This is a genomic window from Vibrio mediterranei, from assembly GCF_900088415.1.
Taxonomy (GTDB): domain Bacteria; phylum Pseudomonadota; class Gammaproteobacteria; order Enterobacterales; family Vibrionaceae; genus Vibrio; species Vibrio mediterranei.
In genome coordinates, this window is sequence record NZ_FLLQ01000001.1 from 1,275,746 (window position 1) to 1,294,460 (window position 18,715).

Annotated in this window: 17 protein-coding genes; 9 read left to right on the top strand and 8 right to left on the bottom strand. The window is 42.1% G+C overall.

The window, feature by feature from the left end; translation table 11 throughout:
• Nucleotides 1-123 precede the first annotated feature (123 nt).
• Nucleotides 124-462, top strand: a complete 339-nt coding sequence (locus VME0621_RS05640) for a hypothetical protein (protein ID WP_006069724.1) — start codon at nucleotides 124-126, stop codon at nucleotides 460-462.
• On the opposite strand, the gene VME0621_RS05645 is transcribed toward VME0621_RS05640, so the two are convergent.
• Nucleotides 456-1,652 carry an MFS transporter gene (locus tag VME0621_RS05645; RefSeq protein WP_062456485.1) on the bottom strand — a complete coding sequence of 399 codons (1,197 nt, stop codon included), beginning with the start codon at nucleotides 1,650-1,652 and terminating at the stop codon, nucleotides 456-458. The two genes, VME0621_RS05640 and VME0621_RS05645, sit on opposite strands and share 7 nt — an antisense overlap.
• Nucleotides 1,653-1,741: 89 nt before the next feature.
• On the opposite strand from VME0621_RS05645, the gene soxR reads away from it, so the two are divergent.
• Nucleotides 1,742-2,176, top strand: coding sequence for a redox-sensitive transcriptional activator SoxR (gene soxR, locus VME0621_RS05650; protein WP_038227613.1), 435 nt, complete (start codon nucleotides 1,742-1,744; stop codon nucleotides 2,174-2,176).
• A gap of 30 nt (nucleotides 2,177-2,206) precedes the next feature.
• Here soxR and VME0621_RS05655 read toward each other — a convergent pair whose 3' ends face one another.
• From VME0621_RS05655 to VME0621_RS05670, 4 genes are all read right to left on the bottom strand, one after another.
• Nucleotides 2,207-3,880, bottom strand: a complete 1,674-nt coding sequence (locus VME0621_RS05655; RefSeq protein ID WP_062456488.1) for a flagellar assembly protein A — start codon at nucleotides 3,878-3,880, stop codon at nucleotides 2,207-2,209.
• A gap of 306 nt (nucleotides 3,881-4,186) precedes the next feature.
• Nucleotides 4,187-6,223: a tRNA(Met) cytidine acetyltransferase TmcA domain-containing protein gene (locus VME0621_RS05660; RefSeq protein ID WP_062456491.1), complete on the bottom strand. Its 2,037-nt coding sequence runs from the start codon at nucleotides 6,221-6,223 to the stop codon at nucleotides 4,187-4,189.
• Between the two features lie 79 nt (nucleotides 6,224-6,302).
• A complete protein-coding gene (locus VME0621_RS05665) occupies nucleotides 6,303-7,274 on the bottom strand; it encodes a ParB/RepB/Spo0J family partition protein (protein ID WP_038227616.1) in 972 nt (323 codons plus the stop codon).
• A gap of 6 nt (nucleotides 7,275-7,280) precedes the next feature.
• Nucleotides 7,281-8,498, bottom strand: coding sequence for an AAA family ATPase (locus tag VME0621_RS05670; RefSeq protein ID WP_062456494.1), 1,218 nt, complete (start codon nucleotides 8,496-8,498; stop codon nucleotides 7,281-7,283).
• A 1,209-nt stretch (nucleotides 8,499-9,707) separates the two neighbouring features.
• On the opposite strand from VME0621_RS05670, the gene VME0621_RS05675 reads away from it, so the two are divergent.
• From VME0621_RS05675 to VME0621_RS05690, 4 genes are all read left to right on the top strand, one after another.
• On the top strand, nucleotides 9,708-11,678 hold the full coding sequence (locus VME0621_RS05675) for a replication initiator protein RctB domain-containing protein (protein WP_038227617.1): 1,971 nt from the start codon (nucleotides 9,708-9,710) through the stop codon (nucleotides 11,676-11,678).
• Between the two features lie 492 nt (nucleotides 11,679-12,170).
• Nucleotides 12,171-12,371, top strand: coding sequence for a PA3496 family putative envelope integrity protein (locus VME0621_RS05680; RefSeq protein ID WP_006069716.1), 201 nt, complete (start codon nucleotides 12,171-12,173; stop codon nucleotides 12,369-12,371).
• A gap of 137 nt (nucleotides 12,372-12,508) precedes the next feature.
• A complete protein-coding gene (locus VME0621_RS05685; protein ID WP_006069715.1) occupies nucleotides 12,509-12,718 on the top strand; it encodes a DUF3283 family protein in 210 nt (69 codons plus the stop codon).
• An 85-nt stretch (nucleotides 12,719-12,803) separates the two neighbouring features.
• The gene (locus tag VME0621_RS05690) at nucleotides 12,804-13,520 is read left to right on the top strand and encodes a YebC/PmpR family DNA-binding transcriptional regulator (RefSeq protein ID WP_038227619.1); all 717 of its coding nucleotides are present in this window, start codon (nucleotides 12,804-12,806) and stop codon (nucleotides 13,518-13,520) included.
• 122 nt (nucleotides 13,521-13,642) lie between these two features.
• On the opposite strand, the gene VME0621_RS26090 is transcribed toward VME0621_RS05690, so the two are convergent.
• Entirely contained in the window at nucleotides 13,643-13,885 is a 243-nt protein-coding gene (locus VME0621_RS26090) for a DUF2798 domain-containing protein (protein ID WP_063602859.1), read from the bottom strand.
• Nucleotides 13,886-13,962: 77 nt separating this feature from the next.
• Between VME0621_RS26090 and VME0621_RS05700 the strand changes: the two genes are divergently transcribed.
• Both VME0621_RS05700 and VME0621_RS05705 read left to right on the top strand, forming a co-directional pair.
• On the top strand, nucleotides 13,963-14,871 hold the full coding sequence (locus tag VME0621_RS05700) for a LysR family transcriptional regulator (RefSeq protein WP_038227622.1): 909 nt from the start codon (nucleotides 13,963-13,965) through the stop codon (nucleotides 14,869-14,871).
• 10 nt (nucleotides 14,872-14,881) lie between these two features.
• A complete protein-coding gene (locus tag VME0621_RS05705; protein ID WP_062456500.1) occupies nucleotides 14,882-15,757 on the top strand; it encodes an NAD(P)-dependent oxidoreductase in 876 nt (291 codons plus the stop codon).
• 37 nt (nucleotides 15,758-15,794) lie between these two features.
• Here the strand turns inward: VME0621_RS05705 and VME0621_RS05710 are convergent, their stop codons facing one another.
• Together VME0621_RS05710 and VME0621_RS05715 are read right to left on the bottom strand one after the other, a co-directional pair.
• The gene (locus tag VME0621_RS05710) at nucleotides 15,795-16,181 is read right to left on the bottom strand and encodes a thiol-disulfide oxidoreductase DCC family protein (protein WP_062456504.1); all 387 of its coding nucleotides are present in this window, start codon (nucleotides 16,179-16,181) and stop codon (nucleotides 15,795-15,797) included.
• Nucleotides 16,182-16,201: 20 nt separating this feature from the next.
• Entirely contained in the window at nucleotides 16,202-16,975 is a 774-nt protein-coding gene (locus VME0621_RS05715; protein ID WP_099046305.1) for a DUF4344 domain-containing metallopeptidase, read from the bottom strand.
• 317 nt (nucleotides 16,976-17,292) lie between these two features.
• On the opposite strand from VME0621_RS05715, the gene gltS reads away from it, so the two are divergent.
• On the top strand, nucleotides 17,293-18,519 hold the full coding sequence (gltS, locus tag VME0621_RS05720; protein WP_062456509.1) for a sodium/glutamate symporter: 1,227 nt from the start codon (nucleotides 17,293-17,295) through the stop codon (nucleotides 18,517-18,519).
• Nucleotides 18,520-18,715: the final 196 nt, after the last annotated feature.

The window sequence follows — 18,715 nt, forward strand, 5'->3', positions numbered from 1 at the left end:
AATGTCTGAGCAGTGTTAATTTTTGCTGTTAGGTGACCTGTGTTTAAAACTTCTCTTTATCTGTCACAAATAGTGTTTAGTATGAGCGCTTGTGCACAAACCTAGGACAAACCACTAACTGCTATGAGAATAAAAGCACTGTTATCTTTCACCTTGCTCATCATGACGGGCTGTTCGTCATATCAAATGAATCAGCTTGGCCTTCGCTCCTCATCAGTTAATACCTACCCTAATTACATGGACACAATAGAGCTATGCGAAGTTGCCAACGGCTATCGAGCAACCAATCAAACTCGCATCTCCGTGAGCAGCGAGCAGTGGAAACGCAATCTCACAACTGAACGCTGCGACGAACTGGTAAAAGAACTCTACTTCAGTCGATTCATCCGTAGTATTACCATATCCAAACCCGAAGAAGCAGCGCAGCCTGTCCCAACACCATTACCGGCAAAACCTCAATAGCTTTGTAACGTATGAGTATTATTTTTACCTTTATGCAATAACAACATACCCAGAGCGGCTAGCATCATCACAACGGCGGCCACCGCAAACCCAAGCTCCGTAAGATCGTAGTGAGTCAAATAAGCGATAAGAACATAACTCATACTTTGAATAAAAGTAGAGAATAGCTTCATTCCACCATCTACTCTGCCTCGAACTCTATTATCAATCGTTTCATGCAGCTTATTCACTCTAGCGATTCGATTCGTCGCATTGAATAAGCCAATAAATAACGCAAAAATAACGATACTAAGTGCTGACATCGAGCTAGCCAGAACACTCAATAACACCGCCAACCCAACAACACTGACAATCATTAGCTGTTCATGTTGAAAACGAGTCAGTAGCTGCGTAATGATGACTCCGCATAACATTGCGCCTAAACCGTAATTGATTTGCCACCAAGCAAACCAGTGGCCTTCAATGTTTTGCTCGGAAAAATAGATAGGCACCAACTTAGACAAGTAAGTCATCATTGGGTAGCTCAGACAGGACAGAGCGACAAACAAGTAAAACATCGGTGAGCGTGAAAATATGGCTTTAGATTCGCTCAGCAGTGTCATAAAAGATACATGCTTGGTCTCGCGTTGCTTTGGTTTGTAATGGATGCTGGCATAGCAAATCATAGCGCTGACAGAAAGTAACATAGCCAACAAGGCAAAGTATTCGATTGACCACAGTTTCAATAACAACACGCCTAAACCGCCTGCACTCAGGGTGGTCATCTGTAGGACGATCTCTTGTTGCCCAGAGATTTTTGCATAATCTGATTCTTTATAGAGTTCTTGTGTGAATGCACCGTTTGTCCCCCATGCAAGATCGTTAGTTAACCAAAAAACCAGTTGAGCAACAGCAAGGGACCAAAGTGCATTCGGTTCAATATACCAAGTAAAAACAACGAGTAATGCAGCTAGCGCCTGTAATAGTTGGACCAGTGCTAAGATATGCTTTCGCGAAAAGCGGTCAATAGCTGTAGCAAAGAATGGGGTCGCAAAGAACGATAACACCGTGCAACATAACGTGAGTATTGCCAAGAATGTACTGTTGTTTCCTTGCGTCAAGATGCTCCATGGGAGCGCCATTAACATCATCCCTGAAGCGATACCATCGAACAGCAGTGCAGAGAGATGTTGCAGCGAAGTCCTTTTCATCATCATTCCTTTATCTTTGTGAGTTGCTTCAATGCTAAAACCTCAACATTACTTGAGGTCAAGCTATACTGAGTGTAAAGGAGAATAAAATGGAATTATCAGTCGGTCAGGTAGCAAAGCGTGCGGAAGTTGCTGTGTCAGCACTGCATTTTTATGAGCAGAAAGGAATGATTTCTAGTTGGCGAAACCAAGGGAATCAACGTCGCTATGACAGCTCAGTCTTGAGACGTATAGCAGTTATTAAAACAGGACAGCAACTCGGGCTAAGTCTGGAAGAGATTAAAGAGGCATTGTCGGTGCTCCCTATTCAGAGAGCCCCCTCTCAAGAAGAGTGGGAATCTATGGGAAAAAACTGGAAGCGCATATTAGATGAGAAAATTTGGCTAATGACCAAACTTAGAGACGAGCTTGGGGAGTGCATTGGTTGTGGTTGCCTCTCGCTAAGTCGCTGTCGACTAAGAAATCCTGACGATATATTGGCCCAGCAAGGAAATGGCGCTTTGTTGTGGAAGCAAAGCACCTAAGTCATAGTCTAGGCTAACAAAAACTTGGTTCTAAACTGCAAGGTCTTCTTCTTTTAGCTTTGGAGCAAAATGGATAATATGCTTATTAAAGCTGAATGATGCAGGGCCGTGCGTATTTTTTGTCGTCACCTTTTCTTCGTCAAACGCGACGGTTACACGTGTGTGAGTTTGAACCAAAGACTCTACGGTATTGAGCTCTAACTTAGCAAACAGCTCCAGCTCCAATCTCTCTTTTTCAGCATTGAGTTCATCTAACGCTTCGGTGTTTGAACTATTTAATGCTTCGAGCTCTTTATTCTGTTCTTCTGTTCTTGCTGACTTAGGAACCTTCTTAAGCTCTATTTCGCGTCGGATTGCTTTCATTTTACTTTCTTGAAGCTCGGTATAACGTAGTTGCAGTTGTTCTAGTCCATCTTGGTAATTTTGGAACTGCGCAAAAGCTTTTATGTAGGTTGCGGTATCACCTTCCACACCGAGTTGATTACAAACCACTTTGCCACCGACTATCGCTTCTCCACCACTTAAAATCCCTTGTTTCTTCCCTGCGCCAGTCACTATTAAATCACCACTACACACGATGTCGTTGTTTAGACTATGCACCGTAAAGTGAATATCTCCTTGTGAGCTGATATTGGCAAACTGAGCGTAATTAGCGACAACATCGCCGCCAGACTCAATGAGACAAGATTTGGGTTCGCCATCATCAACATTATGTCCGATGATACCTTTGCTGACGATGATATCCCCTTTCGACTTCAAAATTGCCGACTCAACAAATCCCCCAACAGTAATAGTCCCTGTCGCTGTCACTTCCATATTGGGTTCAATATTTCCAGAAATCACCACACTGCCCTTAAATTTGATATGTCCGGTGGATATATCCACTTTACTCAAGCAAAGGGCTTCATCAATCTCGACACCCGATGATTTAATTACCGGCATTCCTGACATCGTAGACAACAATGTATTCGGGTTATCAGCCGAGAACTTGGTCCCTGCTCCCGGTTTAAGTGGATTGTCTTTGACTGCTTTGGGAGGGATGATGGCTCCAGTGACTGTGAATCCATTCTCACCTTTGATGGCCGGTATTCGCTTCATCACTTGCTCATTTTCACCTACCGTAACAATGGCTCCTAAATCACGCATATCCACTTTGTCACCATCGCCGGTAGCTTGTGGTTTGAGAACACGCTTTTTAGGGTCGGCCACTAAGGGAATAAACTGAGCATCTTTACCTTCTTTTGGCCTTTTTCCTATCGCCACAGGTTGGGTATAGCTCTCACCGGCTTTAAGCTGACGGCTGAGTAACAGTACTTTCTTTAACGCTTTTTTGTTAAGCCCTTTAACTACTCTGGACTCTGTGAGTGATTTGATGATGTCATTAGGCTGAAGTGGATTGCCGCCGTATGCTCCAGTGACTTTAATACTAGCGATCATATCTTGCTCGGTTAGTATCACTTCAGCGCTAGCATCTTTAATTTGGGCAATAGTGATACCAGAAAAGGCTTCACCTTTTGCACTTGCTGCACACTTTATGAATTGAGCGACAGCAGATTCGTCAAGAAAGAAATGCTGGGCATTAAGCTCACCCAACATGTTGTTTAGCAAAGAAGCTTCTAATGCCAGACCTTGCTCATACTCACTCGGTAATTGGGCAATAACTTCATTACCATTTGACGATATTTTGAGAACACTTTTCCACATGATGGCTAGACACTTCCTTATGCTCTGTACACAAGCTCAAACTGAACAATGTGATCATGCTTCAACAATTATAATTATCTTAATGCAGTCTCAGTAGTGAGACTATGTTCAATATCGAAAACTCCGGTTGGCGTCACGGTAATTCGGTTGGTTCTTTGACTCTGATTCAACTATGAATGTGTAGTAGATAAGAGAGAATTGAGTTTGAGTTTGATGAAGATTTACAGTGTAAAAACAGGATTCCGGCAATTTACACTGTAAACGTCGCTGGCTTTGTTTACAGTGTAAATCCAAGGCGAAAGAAGTTTAAGTCAATTTACACTGTAAACGTTCCATGAGTGAACAGAGTTCCAGCCTGAATTGAGCTTCAGCTTGTTTACGTCCAGCTAGGCTCAATTGATGGACTACGTGTTCCCAAGACCATTCTTGCAACACGACGGCCGTGACAATCGGACTCTCAACATCTACTGAGGCATTTGCTAGAGACACCATGAAGTCGAACAAATCGCTACGACTGGAAACCAATGAGTTGCCACCTCTTGAGTACAGAATGGCGAGCTTGGATGGCAACGCAGCGCTTCTATCCATAATTGAAGTCGAAAATAACGACCATGCTAGCGATGGATGAATATCCCGATTGACCGTTCTCAATTGATAAACCAGATTTCGACTGAACTGTTGCTTAGCTTGGAAAAGCCAATGTTCGCTATTTTTAGATGTTGGCAATACCAAAGTAAGACTATAGGTTCCACTGGCTTTATCCTTAGCACTACCCAGTTTAAGCGGAACGAATTGGTTGCTTTGCCAGAATCTAAACAGCTCTGTCGTTACTCCAAAGCTGGTGGCAAGGTAATCTACCTGATCACCTATTTGTAGTCTCAAACGACGCAGCATATCAGAACCGACACCAGAGGATTGTAATAGAGGATGAACCGCTATTCGCATCACTCTGCCACAACGTTGCGTTGCAGGCTCTGATAGAGCAAGGTGATTGGCTAGCTCAACAGGCGCCAAGTTACCCGGCGGGCGAGACTGTCCTAGTTGGACTCTCTCAACGATATCAAAAGACAAATCCCCTTCCCTATTTAAGAGTACGGCGCCGACAACCTGACCATCGTAACTCATGGTATAAAGCGTCATTGTTTTTGACGAGAGCAATAACATCAGATCATTAGGAGAAGTCTGGTAGTGCGCATTAACGAGTAAAGCAAAGGCTTCAGACAATATTGACTCGTTATTGCTACAATCATCTGTTGCCACTGAACAAAAAGACCAACGCTTTGAGTCAAACGAATCAAACTTAGCGTCATTTGCCAACTGTGTTAGCTCAGCTTGTAATAGAAACGCACCGGCGCACCACTTTTCTAAAGCATCGTTTTGGGCCCATCGAATCGGCTGCTGCATATGATGCAGTTTGGTTCCTTTACGCTCCTTCTGAAGCCAAGGAAGGAACTTAAGACTAAACCCTCTTCCACATCCTTCATAACCGTGAACGGTCGAACTGATAACTAGACGATGATAATGAGCAACAATAGTTTTTAACAGAGGTACTGGAATCGCAGCGGCTTCATCTACAAACAATAAATCGCAGACAGGCATTGACTTTATCAGCTCATCTGGCGAAACAAACTCAATAGATGACGAAACGCTTTGTTCAATCTGACTGAAATCAAATACAGGCTGAACAGCAGCTTTGCTTGGCGCAGTGAGCAGGATTCGACACGGACGTGAAGCGGCTATTCTTGCCGCCGCTAGTCCGAGGGCACTGCTTTTGCCACGCCCTCGATCGGCAGTAATAACCAAAGGACGTTTTCTATGTCCTGTAAGGACTCGCTCGATGGCCTCGATGGCTTCGTTTTGTTCTACGTAAATATTGCTACTCTCACGCGCCTGGTGTTGATTTTGCCAATAAGCCAAATCATTAATCAGGTTGCGGCTTGATTGTTTCAGTAGAGGTAGCAAAGCGAGGTGTCGCTCTAACCAAGGATGTACATCACTTTCATTACTTAACAGAATGAGTACACCGCCTCCTACGAGCGCACCAAGTGCAGCATTAAAACTATTAGCATCAAAATCATCGCTAAGCGTCACGACGAGTAGCTTAACTTCCCTTCCTAGTAGACGTTTTCCTTGTTTAACCGGAATAGCGTCTAGAGAGCCGATAGATTCTCCTCCTAGCTGAAACTTAGAGTCTTTAGGAAAGCGCATCGAGAATTGCTCAATCAATTCATGCTGCCATGCCAGTGAGCCTTCTAAAATGAGCGCACTTCGTTGAAAGCGCTCATCCGCTATTGCATGTTGTTGCTCGAGAAGATGAAGCTGTGAGGAAAATAAAGCCGTCATGGGTATCATTGCTGTGGGGACTTACCACAATATTAACACAAAAAAATACCTCGCTATGGCGAGGTATTTTGAAAGTTATTTAGTTCATCTTAGTTTTTATGAACTCTAGGATTTCATCCATTGTTTGGTCATCAACCTTTTTAAGGTTGAGCGCTAAGTTTGGACCTTTGCGAGTGTAACTAGCCCGTCCCTTAACGAGATCAATTTTCGCGACTTTAGCTCTCTTAGGTGGCGCGAGTTCGTGCATCCAGTTCTCTAGGGTTTCCGATACATCTTTGGTAATGCGCGCAACACCTTGAGCACGACTTTTCTGCCACACGTAACCTTCATTCTGGTGACAACGCTCAATCAATTGGTTTTGTTTGTCACCATCAAGCTCGCTAAATTGTTTATGTAGACGCACAATCGTTGGACGCCCCAAATCACTCACGTTAGGGTATGCTTGAAGAAGTTCTAGTGGTAAGTCTGCAGCTTTCAGAGCTCCGCTTACCAATGCTTCGCTACATTGAAACATTTTCGCTAGCGCTTTTTGGTCTTCAGCTTCGCCGCTTTCAAGCTTAGCTAGCATCTCTTTACCTTTTTCATATAGAGACAGCGGCTTATGGGCGTTCGCGACATCAGACAAGAATTTAGCATGGTCGCCATTGATGTTTTCAGCAACGTAAATCAAGAACTCTTTTTGAGCCAGAATACATGACATACGACGACGGCTACCATCAAGAACTTCAATGGTTCCGTCTTTTTGACGGCGACCAACTGCTGGATACTGTTGCCCTTTGTCTCTTAAAGTTGCCAGTACATCAGAGAGTGCGTGCTCGTTTAAGAATGATTGTTCACGTGCATTTTCTTCAAATACGAACGTCTTCGATTCCACTTCATTCGCAGGAATACGCACAAGTTCAAATGAAACTAGCTCTTCCCCTGCAACTGATAACTCAATGTATTGGGCTTGTTCCTTGGCTGCGGTTTGCGCTTCCTGAGGGGTAGTTGCACGTCTCTTATTCGCTTTTCCGAAAAGCTTAGCGTTAAGTTCAGAAGTTTTAATAGCCATATAACGTTACCCTTGATTCAATGATGACCAGTTGCTGTGAAGCACTCTTTCTAACTCTAGTGCACTTTTGTGTACTGCGTCTTGTGCTGTCGCCAGCGTTTTTTTACCACCTTCAAAGTCAGAAGCCGTTAAATCAAATACTGTGCTGTAGGTATCTGCGCAAGTTTCAAATGCCCTACTACGAGGAATTGTCGCCATCATAACTTGGTCACCAAGTAGGTAGTTCATCTCTGTTAAGACAGACACTTGTTTTTTATTATCATCTTCAAACATGGTCGGCATCAGACGAACAAATTCTAATCCTTTCCAATCTTCAGGGAACATCTCATAAACAGTCGGAAGGTGCTGGAAGAAATTGACTGTTGAAGCCCAATCTAAACGTTTAGCTGCACATGGAATAAGCAGCGCATTAGATGCATACATAGCGTTCCAAACTAATGGATCAACGTGAGGGCCAGTATCAATCATGATGACGTCGAAATCATCCGCGATTTTGTCAATCAACTTCTCTTTTAGCAGTTTAACAATATCGAGAGATTGGTTTTGAGAAAGGTTTTGCCATGCTTCCGCGTTAAACATCGCATCTTCAGGGAAGGCTGAAATCGTTTTTAGGTTAGGATACTGAGTTGGTAGCAAAACGTTACGGCGTAAAAAATCAATATCAATATCAGTCCCTTCCGGTACATTTTCTAACATTACATCTACCGCAGAATAGATGTTTTCATGTTCGGAAATACTGATTTGTGGATTCAAGAACAAACGAAGTGAACCTTGAGGGTCCAAGTCAATTAGACAGATACGATAGCGTTTGTCCAAGTTTAGAGCTAGGCAGGCAGCTAGATGAACTGCACTCATAGATTTACCAGTACCACCCTTTTGGTTTTGAACGTTAATAATCCACGGTTTATTATTGGCGCTTTGTTTACGTTCGTGAAATTTAGGTACCGCAGCCGCATCCATCAACATGTGTGCTTCTTGCAATGAAATAGAATAATGATTGGCATTATTCTTAGTAAATTGATGACCATTTGCTTCCATCTTACTGATGGCATCATCCAGTTTACGACGAGTCAGTCCAGAACGAGTTTCCATCATTGCTTTTGACATTGCTGGAAAGTGATCATCGCTTCGTTCTTCTAATACAATTTCGATGCGATCTGCTTGTACTTGCTGAGTTTGTTCTGCAAGTCGGTAGAGATTATCTATTGTTTGTTCTCTTTTCATACCTAAGTTCCAACCAAGTAACCTAATGATTTAATGTACAGCTATATCGTACATTCACATCAAAAAGCTGTCCACTCACTTAGTGTTATTTTTTACAATAAATTGACCACATAAAAGCCAAATCGTGATTTTTACTACAAAGCTGATGAAAAATACATCAAATAATCCAAATTATAATGAAGTGAAAGACACAGAAATCTTATCAGATTTTAAGTGTTACGCCGTAACTTATTTACAATGTAAATAGAAAACATCTCGGAACGATTATAAATATTGGATAACTTACGGACCTTGTTGTTTCTATCTCAGCCATTTCAAATTAAGCGTCTTTTTAGGAACACAAATAATTATTCATAGGTCAGTGGAGAAACGTTAGAACACCAAAAGACAAAACTCATGATCATAGTTCCGAGAATATAGAAGCATGATCAAGGGGAATTTTAGAAACAGACGTTGGATTATTGGTCTGTTACTTCGATCATTTATCTTGGAAGAATGATCAAGTACTTTATCACTGCGGAAGCATGTAAAATCCCGACAAAATTACGGCTTATGCCCGATAGAATAAGGGATAGTGGCGAGATTCAGTGGTTAACGACAGAACTCAAAATGCAATAACAGATTCAATAAACTTACTTGATCATGCTTCCCGATATATAAGGGTTAAAGCCATTAACGATGAAAAAGCGTCTGTTCGTTTATCTTTGTTCAATTCGAGTAACATTTGAACAATGACTTTCATCAATTACCTAAAACGACAAATAATTCTTCCACCTTGATCATGCTTTCGAGGTAAATTTATGATTTAAAAGATATTTGCATTAAGCTATTCACAGCTTTTCTACTTTTTCTGTGGATAAGTTGTGGTGACCTCATGATCATCTATCCGTAAACTTAATGATCATATTTTCGGGCAGATGATGATCATGCCTCCAGAGTTCTATGATCATGCATTCGAAAAACAATGATCATCGTTTCGTGATTACTATGATCATGCGTCCGAATGCTTGCTAAATCTTTACTTTTAAAAACATAGGGTTACAATCAATAAAAGTGCCAGATCATATGATCAGTTAATCATATTAGATCAGTATTATCAGTAAAGATCAGTTTATTAAGAGCAATAAAATAGATCTTTATTTATTCGACATTATTCTTTATTCTATGGAACAATATCGAATTTACGGATAGTGTGATATAGATCCAATCATGAGCAACGATGAAAAATTATTGATCCGATCTCCACGAGATCACAAAGGCGGACATCTTTTTGAAGTGACAGAAACGTCTGTCGATTGGATTGAGCAGTATCAGCACTTCAAAGGAGTGACCAAGAGTATTTTGGAACTTCTGAATCTTATCTCTTTACGCGGATTCAGTTCTAAAGATGGTTACGTTTCAACTACTGAGTTAATCGACGCTACTGACGGCAAACTAACTCGTGCAGCTATTCAGCAGCGTTTGAGAGCCGCAGTAAATATTGGTTTATTCAGCCAACATGGTGTTAAGTTTGAGGAAGGCCTCGCTGGCAAAACAATGCTTCATCGGTTTATTAACCCCAATCAATTAGTATCCGTTTTGGGTGCAACCAGCCTGGTAACCGAATCGGTTAAGCAATCCGAAAAGCAAAAAAAATCAAAAGCATTGGCTCAAACGCAAGTGAATAAACGCTTGTTGAATGAACATGGACTTTATACGCCACCAGCGATGCGCGATGAAGCCGATCAGTTTGTAGTATCTCCAACAAACTGGGCAGGCATTATCGATCAAGCACTCGCTCCACCACGTACACGTAAAAGCTATCAGAAGTCGATGGTATCCATCTCAGGTACAAAAGCGGTGATTGAAACTCGATCATCTAAGAATATCATGACTGTTGATGATCTTATGACGCTGTTTGCATTGTTTACGCTAACGGTGCAATACCATGATCATCACCACGAAGAGTATCACCTTGATGCTAAACATGTGCCTAACAAGACCCCTTTGTATATCACTGACATCCTTTCCCTTCGAGGTAAAAAAGATAGTGGCCCAGCACGTGATTCCATTCGTGATAGTATTGATCGAATTGAATTTACCGATTTCCAATTGCACGAGCTTACAGGTCGTTGGCTCAGCGAAAATATGCCTGAAGGATTCAAGAGTGATCGTTTTAGATTTCTAGCCAGAACGATCACTGCATCTGAAGAGGCACCACGTGAAGGCGCGGATGGTGAGATCAAGATCAAGCCTAATTTATATATCTTGGTGTGGGAGCCGTCGTTCTACGAAGAGTTATTAACGAGAGACTATTTTTTCTTGTTCCCGCCTGAAATTCTAAAACAGCATACCTTGGTATTTCAGTTGTATTCGTATTTCAGAAGTCGTATGGCCCGACGTCATACCGATACTCTTCTTCTTTCAGAGCTTAATCAAAAGCTTGCGCGTAACATAGAATGGCGACGCTTCTCGATGGATCTTCTTCGAGAGCTGAGAAAACTAGGGGAAGGATCCACAAGCAATGATCAATTTGATGTCAACTTATGGGGCTATCATCTGACACTACAATGCATGGATCCTGATGCTAAGCTACCAGATTATCAGGTTGATATTCGTTGTGATGTAGAAGAAGTATTGCGTTACTCAAGAGCAAGAACGACGAATGCAGGTAAGCGAAACATGGCACCAACCCTACCTAACCCATTACGCAATGAGTTAGTAACTCGTAAGCAACTCGACGAACTGTCGACAATCATTGACGGTGAGTTCGAGCCAATTCAGCGTAAAGCACCGTCTCCAAGAGGAAACTTGGGGCGCAGAGTGAAGCAGAGAAAACACTTAGTTGAAATCAATGCGGATGAAATAACCATCATCTTATCTAAATATACTTCATCAGAAGCTCTAGAACGCAGTGTAACGGCATTGTCTGCCATGACAGGGCATTCGGTCGCCTCAATCAAACAAGAGTGCTCAGAGCTTATGGAGAAGCTGGATTGGTTGCGTGTTGATGACCAGGTCATTCCGTATGAAGTGCTAAGTCGTGTTGTGGAGTTATATAACTCTCGACAAGAAAACAAGCATTTGTCGATTGAACGACTGATCTCAGCCTTGGCCGTCCGTAAAAAAGTGTGTAAACAAGTGCACGAAGGGCATATCGATGAAACGGTATTTCGCGTGCTAGATGAGGTCGCTATTTAGCGCTAATTAACCCCTTGTTACACATAGTACTAACTTGTTAGGAATAACACATAACGCTGACAATAAGCTGACAAAGTAACAAGTGTGGTTGGCTAATATTTATTCCGAATAGACAACCTTTTGTCCTTTCTAATGAAATAAGTAGATTGGCTCATATTGTTACATTCATTCTGATATATTTTGGCGAGTTCAATTTGGACTCGCTTTTTTTTGTCTGAAATTCGACGATTCCCCCATTTCTGGGTGAGGTGAAACTAATATTTGGTGCGGGTTTAGAGGAGAAAAAAGGAGATCTCGATCAAGTTGATTTTCTGAGGTGGAATCTCCTAAATGTAATCCCACCGCTGATGGATTTCAAAGTTTAAAAACCGCTTTCTAAAACTTCTGTTTAGAACTATTGCCCCTATCACATTCTGACTCAGTTTTTCTTAACAACAAAATTGTCGTTTGCTACAGATTAGGTGTTCAGACATGGTTCATCAGGAGGTAACAATGTCCATTAATTCAATCGACCATGACGAAATGACATCCATGACAAGTAAGTGGGATCACTCTGAAGAAGTCCAAGAAAACATACGTCCTGCGAAACAAGGAAAATCCGCAGAAGCTAGACGTCGCATTGAAGCGTTGAGGGAAATCAGAGAAAGTGGTCTAACTCTCGAAGAAGCAAGAGAGCTAGGCTTGATTCACTAATATTGGATGACCAGATAGGGTGGCTAAGGCCACCCTTTGTATTTTCTGTCTATCCCAAATAACACCCTTTCATTTGAGTTTAATACTTCATCAATGGTATATTCTGCTCCCTTGCCAACATCAACTGACTAAATACCATGTCCCATAATTTGTCGCTTCTCCCACCCTCTGAAAAGAATAAAGTTGAACTTGATAAACAAGCTTCCTTTGTTGTGTGGCAATTAAAAGAAGCCAAAGCGGGGCCTGAAGCTATACGCGAGCAACTCGAAAAGATAGCGGATGAGGCTGAACAAGCATGGTTTGAACAGTGTGTCGACAAATACAAAAGAATGATGGGAGTGATGTAAACGCCATTCACGGCGTTCACAATTGAATTGTACCGACGATTTGATAAAATCCTCCGCGTTAAAATGAATTAGAGAGAACATCCCGATGGGAAGAAGTTTTGAAGTGCGCAAGGCCTCAATGGCCAAGACTCAGGGCGCGAAAATTAAAGTTTATTCCAAGTATGGTAAAGAGATCTATGTAGCTGCTAAGAACGGTGGTGCTGATCCAGAAATGAACCTTTCACTTAAGCACCTGATTGCTAAAGCTAAAAAGGATCAAGTTCCTGCTCACGTTATCGATAAAGCACTAGACAAAGCTAGCGGTGGTGGTGGTGAAGATTACCAGCCTGCACGTTACGAAGGGTTTGGTCCTGGTGGCGTTAGTGTCATCGTTGACTGTCTAACAGACAACGGCAACCGTACTTTCCAAGATGTTCGCCAATGCTTTGTTAAGACTGGCGCAAAGATTGGTAGCCCTGGTACTGTGGCTCACATGTTCGATCACCAAGCGGTATTCCAGTTTAAAGGTGATGACGAAGAAGCAGTGCTTGAAGCTCTGATGATGGCAGATGTTGATGTAACGGATATCGAGCTTGAAGATGGCGTCATCACGGTATTTGCACCACATACTGAGTTCTTCAAAGCGAAAACGGCATTGAATGCTGAATACCCAGATCTAGCGGTTGATGTAGAAGAAATTACGTTTGTACCGCAAACTCATACTGCAATTGCTGGCGAAGATGCTGAGAAATTCCAAAAATTCCTCGACATGCTAGATGACTGCGATGATGTTCAGCAGGTTTACCATAACGCAGAGCAGTAATACGCTCGTTATGAAGAAAAAAGAGTCGACATAGTCGGCTCTTTTTTATTGCCGTTTTTTCAGTTCTAAACGGCGACTAAATATCATGCTCTCAGAAGCATGATCAAGGTACTCTCCCATGATCATGCTTCCTTGCTTTTGATCTTTCTTGGAGCGCATACCCAAGCTGCGAAGTTTCTCACTTGAGGTAAGACCGTAAGGTTTAACAACAATGCACATGGCCAAGCAATAAGAAAACTCTGTAGCCATATCGGTGGCCATGCGCTACTAAAGCCCATTTTGTATCCTGAGATAATGCCGGACATCATGATTCCCATAGTTAGAGATGAAAGTAGGGCTGATACCCAAAATTGTTTTTTACTCATTGTTATTCTCCTGTTGATTTTTGTTATAAGAAGTATAAACCTATTCATAAATAGATAATATTGGGTAATTTAGAATTGTGGATTCCATATTTGGGTATATAGATGACGTCTACTTGTTTTGTAAGGTCGTGGAACACGGCTCAGTCTTAAAAACCGCTAATCTATTGGGCGTGCCTCAATCGACGGTATCAAGACGTATCTCATCGCTTGAGGAGCGTTTAGGACTGCGTTTGCTAGAGAAGAAGGGTAGGGAATTAGCTGCGACTGAAATTGGTAAGCTCGTTTTCGATCAACTGAGCAGTGGTATCGAGCAGCTCGAAATAGGGTTGGGTAATGTAACGGAACAAACAGAACAGGTTGCTGGTACGGTACGTTTGTCCGCCCCTCACAGTTTCTATCATTCTTTCGTAGCACCTGTGGTTGAAGGGTATTTAAAACAATACACTAAAGTTCACATCGATCTCGCTTTAAACCATGATCAGCTAAAACCACAAACGAATCGAGAATTGCTGATTACGTTTGACATCAGTGAGATGGATGATCTTATTGCTCGACCACTGTTTACAGCACGTCACGGCTTTTTTGCTAGCGCTGAGTACTTAGCAAGTCGCAGTCAAATTACCCACATTGAGCAGTTACAAGACCTAGATTGGCTTGCCATAGATAACAGTCAGAAGCTGGCGATTTACCGAGATGACGCTCTTGAGCAAAGCATGACGATAAAACCTAGGCTTGTTGTTAATGATATCCAAGCGTTACTCGATGCAGTTGAGCGAGGCTTAGGAGTCGCATCACTGCCTTTACGGCATGTGCGTGGCAACTCAAATTTAGTTCATCTTCTGCCTGAGCACTATCGTAGTGACCGACAGGCATTTTTGGTGTACAAAGATAGGAAATACCAACCAAAGGCCGTCAAATCGCTAATAGACGCGATTTTATCTAGTGCAGATACGATGGATGCTGCGGTAAACCCCACCAGCAATTAAAGGAGTACAAATGAAAGTTAGTTTTATTGGATTAGGCGTTATGGGATACCCAATGGCTGGTCATTTGGCTAAAGCAGGATTTGAGGTTTGCGTATTTAATCGCACTACAGAAAAAGCGAAGCGCTGGGCGGAAGAATACAATGGTCGATATCGTGAAACAGTGGCGGATTGTGTTAAAGACGCCGATGTGGTGGCGGTATGTGTTGGCAATGATGATGACGTTAGACAGATGACCACATCCGCGACAGGTGCCATTGCGAGCATGAAGAAAGGGGCTATTCTCGTTGATCATACAACTACATCAGCAGTGTTGGCAGAAGAACTTGGAGTTGCGTGTGATAAAGCGGGTGTCCATTTTATGGACGCGCCCGTATCAGGTGGACAGGCTGGAGCAGAAAATGGTGTGCTAACCATTATGTGCGGTGGCGAACAAGTGACTTTTGACGCTTTGCAGCCAGTATTTGATGCTTACGGTAAGTCATCGGTCTTGATGGGGACTGTTGGTCAAGGACAACGAGCAAAAATGGTTAACCAAGTATGTATCGCTGGTGTTCTAACAGGGTTGTCTGAGGGATTAATACTCGCGCAAAAGAGTGGCTTAGATATTCCTTCATTAGTTGATTGCTTGAAAAATGGTGCGGCGGGTTCTTGGCAGATGGAAAACCGTGCCAAAACTATGGATGAAGATAAGTATGACTTTGGCTTTGCCATCGATTGGATGGTTAAAGATCTCGGTTTTTGTTTGGATGAAGGTGCTCGTCAGGGCATTCGACTTCCACTGACGGAACAGACGGTCGAAAGATATAAAGCACTCGCTTCGCAAGGTGAAAATCGATCAGATACATCTGTTTTACTTAAAGCTGTTCGTAAAGACGCTGAATCATGACGTTTACAGTGTAAATAAAACGTTGAGCGGTAGTCGACTAATCAAGCCGACACCGCTCACATCGTTTCTTTCCAGTCAGCCAGCCTGATATCTGGTAGCGATTACGAGCAAATTTCAGGTACGCCCAGTCGCAAATAGGCTTGAAGAGTGGCCATCGTGTGAATCCATATAGATAGGGTTTTCCTACTAAGCTCCATGCTCTATGAGTAACGTCCAAACCGAGAAGCAATTTTCCTTCTATATCGTAGGCATGAAGGCGCTCTGATGCTTCTTTGGGATCGATATTAGGAAAGGCCTCAAACTCTGTAGAGAAAATGTCGATAAGTTTGATGGCTAGTGCTTTGTCATGATGCTTTAGAGATTGCATTTCTTTGACACAAAGTGGGCAGGTTCCATCAAAAAACACGATGAGTTGGGTCGACATATCAATTCCTTTCTTTGTTTTTAGCTTTTGTCTTCTTTTATTCCTAATACTTGTTTCCAGTTCATATCGATCTGTTGGAAAGTCATTTCACATTTATCTTTTTGCTCCTCTCTATAGTCTTCTTCTATCTCATCCAGAAGCGTGGCATGGCTCTCTGGGTCACTACCATATACTAGACAAAGTGTGCTGAAATAACGTTGTAGATCAAAACTATGTTCACCGATATACTCGGCAAAATCGTAATAGTCGGGTCGGTCTTCGGATTCAAAGGAAAACATATCTGCAGCGCTGATAGTGGCATCGGCACCGTTTTCTACGTAGTTGAGCATTAACACTGCCGCAAAGTTATCTACGGCATCTTCTTCTTTACCTAGAATAGCAATGCCATGATCTGCGACGTAAGCATGCCCTGCTTCATGCAACAAAGTATGAAGCAGAGTATCAAGCGCTCCATCCTTAGCTGGTTTGCCAAATTTCTTTTGGTAATCGTTGTTTAAAAAGTAGTTGAGTGAGTCGGTATAGAATTCATAGGGAATATGCACCACATGAGCTTGAGGATCGTAAAGTGGTCCATCATCACCGCCATATTGAATCGTTAGATCGTTGTTAAATGGAAAGTAAGCATCTGAGAGCTGTACCACGAGCTCATTTATTTTGCTTTGTTCGATTGCAGTTTTCGCTTGTAGTTCTGACGTTGTATTTGTATCGCCATAGCTAATATTGACAGCGCTTATTGCTGTTAATGGTGCCAATAGAGCAACTGAAAAAACAGTCCTTGTTAGTATAGATTTCATTCCGTTATCCATATATTCGATGGTTCAATTAGTCGCAATGGCCTGTCTGTGGTACACTGCGCGATTAATTTAGTGTAGTTCTTCTTTTTATATTCATAAACTCAATGTAGCCAATAGGTTAACAGTGTTTCTGTTGATTAACTATGGCCACATATTTGCCGATTCTTCCCGGCACCTTAAGAAGTTATAGATAGTCTAAACAAGGTCGTTTGGTGTCTGCGTAAAGCGAGTCGCCATCTATTCTATTTCTACTACACTTTACAATTTAGTCGAACCTCATTAAGGAAGATGAGCGATAAAGCAAAAAAAGAGGTTATATGAACAACACCATCTCTGTTGGCACGTTAGAATCTTTTTTGATCGCTATCAGCGTTCTTTTTCTGGGACACATAATTAATAGTAAGCTCCCTGTTCTAAAAAAATACAACATCCCTGAACCCATTGTTGGTGGATTAATCGTTGCCCTTATCATTACGGTTTTGCACTTTAACAACGTTAATCTTGAGTTCTCGTTACCCTTGCAGAAAACATTTATGTTGATGTTTTTTAGCACCGTTGGATTAGCGGCTAACTACACCCAACTGATGAAAGGTGGCGCTAAAGTCTTTGTCTTTTTAGCGGTCGCATCGGTATATATTATCATCCAGAATAGTGTCGGAGTTGGATTAGCCACCATGCTCGGCTTAGAGCCGTTAATGGGGTTAATTGCGGGCTCTATTACTTTGTCGGGCGGCCACGGTACTGGGGCCGCTTGGGCTCAAACCTTTACCGAGACCTACGGCATCAGCAACACACTAGAAATTGCGATGGCTTCTGCAACCTTTGGTCTAATTATCGGCGGTATTATTGGTAGTCCGGTTGCACAACGACTCATTGATAAGAATAACTTTGAGTCAGAGTATGGCCGAGGCAATGATACTCATGAGCGCTTCCCTGAATTGGTGACTTATAACGAGTACGAAAGAGATCGCGTGACTGCTAAGAAGGTTGTTGAAGTTCTGTTTATCTTACTCATCTGTGTGACTGGAGCGAAGTATTTACATGCGTGGGTTAATACATTTGAAATATCTTGGTTAATGATTCCTGACTTCGTTTATGCGTTATTTATCGGTGTTTTCATTACCAATATCTGCGAAGTGACCAAAAGTTATAAAGTGGATGCAGAAACGGTCGATATTCTCGGTACGGTGTCATTATCGCTTTTCTTAGCAATGGCATTGATGAGTCTTCAGCTGTGGAACATTTTTGATCTGGCTATTCCTTTCTTAATCATACTGTCTGTTCAATCGGTTATTTTGGGGCTGTTTGCTTATTACATTACGTTTAGAGTGATGGGCAAAAACTATGATGGAGCGGTTATAGCCGGTGGCCACTGTGGGTTTGGTTTAGGGGCTACGCCGACAGCGGTTATGAATATGGGGTCTATTGTTAATCGATTCGGTCCATCTCCTCAAGCCTTTATGGTAGTGCCTATTGTGGGAGCGTTTTTCATTGATATTGTGAACCTAATCATCTTACAAGGATTTATCACTGTAATCGGCTAAGATTAAGCTTAAATCATTCATCAAAAAGTCTCGTATTTGCGAGACTTTTTTCGTTTTTGAGACAAACGAAAAATACTTCCCCAAAAAGTTTCATTTCGTCAACTAATCTGATATCTAAATGTAAAATAAAAGTAAAATTTCGAGCTTGGGCTAGTATGTCCATTCGCGCAAGCAAGGCTGGCTAGAACTGATAAAA